Origin of the sequence: Microcoleus sp. AR_TQ3_B6 (genome assembly GCF_036702785.1) — a bacterium.
In the GTDB taxonomy this organism is placed as follows: domain Bacteria; phylum Cyanobacteriota; class Cyanobacteriia; order Cyanobacteriales; family Microcoleaceae; genus Microcoleus.
The window spans coordinates 1-3,781 of the sequence record NZ_JAUBVJ010000191.1; the positions used below are offsets into that span (position 1 = coordinate 1).

Annotated in this window: 3 protein-coding genes; all 3 read right to left on the reverse strand. The window is 45.3% G+C overall.

Going from position 1 to position 3,781, the window contains the following annotated elements:
* Positions 1-191 precede the first annotated feature (191 nt).
* A complete protein-coding gene (locus tag QUB56_RS36390) occupies positions 192-1,169 on the reverse strand; it encodes a branched-chain amino acid ABC transporter permease (protein WP_445243450.1) in 978 nt (325 codons plus the stop codon).
* Between the two features lies 1 nt (position 1,170).
* Positions 1,171-2,121: a branched-chain amino acid ABC transporter permease gene (locus tag QUB56_RS36395; RefSeq protein ID WP_332961217.1), complete on the reverse strand. Its 951-nt coding sequence runs from the start codon at positions 2,119-2,121 to the stop codon at positions 1,171-1,173.
* Positions 2,122-2,287: 166 nt separating this feature from the next.
* On the reverse strand, positions 2,288-3,544 hold the full coding sequence (locus QUB56_RS36400; RefSeq protein ID WP_332961218.1) for an ABC transporter substrate-binding protein: 1,257 nt from the start codon (positions 3,542-3,544) through the stop codon (positions 2,288-2,290).
* Between the last annotated feature and the right edge of the window lie 237 nt (positions 3,545-3,781).

Genomic DNA, 3,781 nt, shown 5'->3' on the forward strand with positions numbered 1-3,781 from the left:
GAAGTTCTTAAAGCTCGATTTTTACTGGGTTAATTCCATCGGATTTAAGAGTTTTAAGAATGATTTTTTCAGAAAAAGACTCACGCACAAATATGATTTTCTGTCAACTTAATTTAGATGCGTTTACCCTGGATAGGCGATCGATCAGGAGTGGGGATGTGATCGCACCTTTCTTTACCAAAAATCTAATTTTAAACAGAAGTATGATCGCCCTTCCTCCACCTCTTCAACAACTCCGGCGTCACCAAACCTTGCGGAAAAAATATCGTCCCCAAAACAATCAGCAACCCAAAAATAATTAAACGTCCATCCCGCAGAAATTGTGCCAACCAAATCGGCAATCCCTGAATAGTCGCCATTCCCCTCAAAACCTCCGGCAAAGCAGTAAACACCATCCCACCCAAAACTGCTCCCAGAAAACTTCTGCTACCACCAATCAACACAGAAGTCAAGTAAATAATACTAGCATCAAAAGTACCTTGACGGGCGTTCCAAGTATTCAAAAAATGGGCACTAACTGCACCCACAACCCCAGCTAAAACAGCACCTAACGTGAAAGCCAAAACCTTATAAAAAGTTGGGTTAATACCGATCGCATCAGCCGCCAACTCATCAGCGCGGATCGCAGCAAAAGCGCGCCCCACCCGAATCCGTTCCAGCCGATAGACAATCGCCATACTTACCAACAGTAAAGGTAGTACAATCCACAAATACTCGATCGGCGTCGCAAACGGTTGCGGAATCCCAAAAATGCCCACAGCCCCGCCAGTGATGTCCAGATTCAGCGATAAAACCCGCAAAATTTCCACAAAAGCAATAGTTGCGATCGCCAAATAAATCCCACTCAACCGCAGCGCCGGAATTCCCACCAAAATCCCCAGCAACCCCGAAACAGCCCCTGCAATTATCATCTCCAATAACAACAACTGCAGTGGAAATAAACCCCCTGTCTGTTGAAAAACCGTCGTAGATAAAATCGCCGCAATATACCCACCCAAAGCATAAAAGCCAGGGCTAGCCAGAGACAACTGTCCCGTCATTAAAGGCAAATACAGCGACATTCCCAACATTGCACCCAGCAACATCGAGACAATCAGAAACCCATAAGTAGTAAAAAATAGGGACAATCTCCCTGTGTCTGCCCCGATTTCTATCACCGAATTATCCATTTTACACCTTTTGAATCAAACGCCGTCCCAACAAACCCTGCGGCCTAATCAATAGCATAATAAACAATATCGCAAAAGCCACAGCATCCTTATAAGCCGAAAAATCTCCAGGCACAAAAGCCTCCACCAAACCAATGATAAACCCACCCAAGACCGCCCCAGGAATACTCCCCAACCCACCCAGCACAATCACCGCCAAACCCTTCAAACCAAAAGCAATACCAAAATACGGCCCAGCAATACTAACACTAGAACCCACCAAACTCCCCGCCAAACCAGCCAGAAAACTGCTCACAAAAAACGTCAAGACAATGTATTTATCAGTATCAATCCCCAACAAACTAGAAGTTGTAGCATCTTCAGCCACAGCCTGCATAGCTTTGCCAAACTTAGTAAAATTTATTAAGTAAGTTAAGACAGCTACAATCGTAACTGATACCGCAAAAATTACTATTTGAACAGTCCGAATCGGAATAGGTGTATCTGCTGTTCCGAAGTTAATTGCAGCAGGTAAATAGCCGTAAGTGTTAGCAGGAAAAGTGTAAATTTCGGCACCTACAAGATATTGGATAATATTGGCGATCGCCACCGCCGCCCCCAAACTAGAAACCACCGTCAGCAGAGGATCGGAGTTTCTGCGGCGCAAAGGCAAAAAAGCAACTCTTTCAACAATTACTCCCACTAAACCCGCCAGCACACTGCCGAACATTAGCGCCACAGCAAAAGGAAACTGCACGGGAATTCTCGCATTAGCCAACAACCCGTTAAAACCAAAAGCACCGCCCATCAGGGCATAAGTGAAATAAGCACCCAAAGTAAACACTGCACCGTGAGCAAAATTAATAATTCCCAGAATAGAAAACACTAGGGTGTATCCCAGGGCAAAAATAGCATACACGCTGCCGATCGACAAACCATTCAAAAATTGTTGCAGAAACAGAGTTAAGTCCATCACCAGTTAAGAATTGAGCCTCACACCGAAATCATTCAACAACAAAAAACATACAATTTTCACTCTGACTTCTGACTTCCCCCCTTGGGGGGCAGGGGGGTGACATCAGAATCACACTCAATAACTCATCCGTGTATCCGTGTCAAAATCATTGTCGTGCCTGACTTCATTTCAAAAACTCAAATCTACCGTTATTTCCATCAGCATCCATTTTTATCTGTGCCACATAAAACTCTTTCTGATTGATTTCACCTTCCGGCGTAAAAGAAATTTCCCCCAGAGGCGTATCGTACTTTCCACTCAACAACTGCTGATTCAAATTTGTACGCAATTCTGCCAAAGGCTTTTGGCTAACCTTCGACTTAGCATTAATTTCTTTTAATGACTCAACAAAAACTTGTACACCAGTAAAAGCTTGAGCGCTAAACTGAGGCGGTTCCTTCTTGAATTGAGCGCGATAAGCATCACGAAAAGCCTTATTAGTCTCATTCTGATATTCCGGGCTATATGCTTGGGCAATTAAAACCCCATCGCAAAGAGCCTTGCAAACCGAAAATACATTGGAAGTATTCAGACCGTTGCCCCCAATGATAACGCCTTTGTAGCCCAACTCCCGCAACTGCTTAATTAAATTGCCCCCATCTGCGGCCAACCCAGAAATAATTATCAAATCGGGCTTGACATTTATCCCATTAGTGGCTTGAGATTGGAAATCTGTATCAGTAGTCAAGAATTTTTGGACTGTTGCCAATTCCAGTCCCATATCTTTAACCGTTGTCTGAAAAGTTTCAGTCTCAGATTTGCTAAAAGCATCATTCTGAGCAAAAAACACAGCTACTTTCTTAATATTGGGATTTTGCTTGAGGGCGGCTTTAACTGCATTAGGTGCTACCACGGCGACAGGCGCGGAGACTCTGGCTACATAATCGCCAATCTGGGGAATGCCTTTAGCGGTGTTGGATGGTCCGAGTACGGGAATTTTGGCGCGATCGGCGATCGGATCGGCACTAAAAGCCTGCTGCGAAAGAGTTGGGCCCACAATACCCACCACCTTATCCTGATTGATCAGAGTATTGAAGGCATTGATCGCCCCTTGTTCATCTCCACCCGTATCTTGGAACACCAGTTTAATCGGCGTCCCATCCACACCGCCCTTATCGTTGAAATACTTCTCAGCAATTTTCGCCCCAGCCACCTGTTCCTGACCGAGCAAAGCCACATTGCTAGTTTGGGCCACCCCAACCCCAATGGGAATAGCGGTAGAGTTCCCTGCAGCTGAACCCTGTGGCGGAGTTGCTGGAGATGGCGAAGTACCTGGAGATACTGTAGTCGATGTCTGAGGAGTGTTCGTCTGAGTGCAAGCCATCAGCAGTGAAGCGCAGGTAAGGAACAAGGCACTAGGGAGAGGGGCAGGTTTTTTCATGAGCGGGCGATCAAAAATCTATATATAGAACATCTACACGTAGAGATATTCTACCCATGCGCGGTAGATACTCCCCTCAAAAGTCCAATCTTGCCCAAAAAAAAGACCCCATAGTTAAAATAGGAGTCAGCCAGGGGATACCGGAGCAGTGAAGGAGAGCCGAAACCCTTGGTGTGTATGGCTGCAAAAAAAACTTTAAAATTTTTTCGCAAAACGCTTGACAACCCTGGGGAGAGT

Excerpts from the sequence above, each read along its gene's own strand:
- QUB56_RS36395 (WP_332961217.1), bottom strand. The coding sequence starts at position 2,121 with ATGGACTTAACTCTGTTTCTGCAACAATTTTTGAATGGTTTGTCGATC.
- QUB56_RS36390 (WP_445243450.1), bottom strand. The coding sequence starts at position 1,169 with ATGGATAATTCGGTGATAGAAATCGGGGCAGACACAGGGAGATTGTCC.
- QUB56_RS36400 (WP_332961218.1), bottom strand. The coding sequence starts at position 3,544 with ATGAAAAAACCTGCCCCTCTCCCTAGTGCCTTGTTCCTTACCTGCGCT.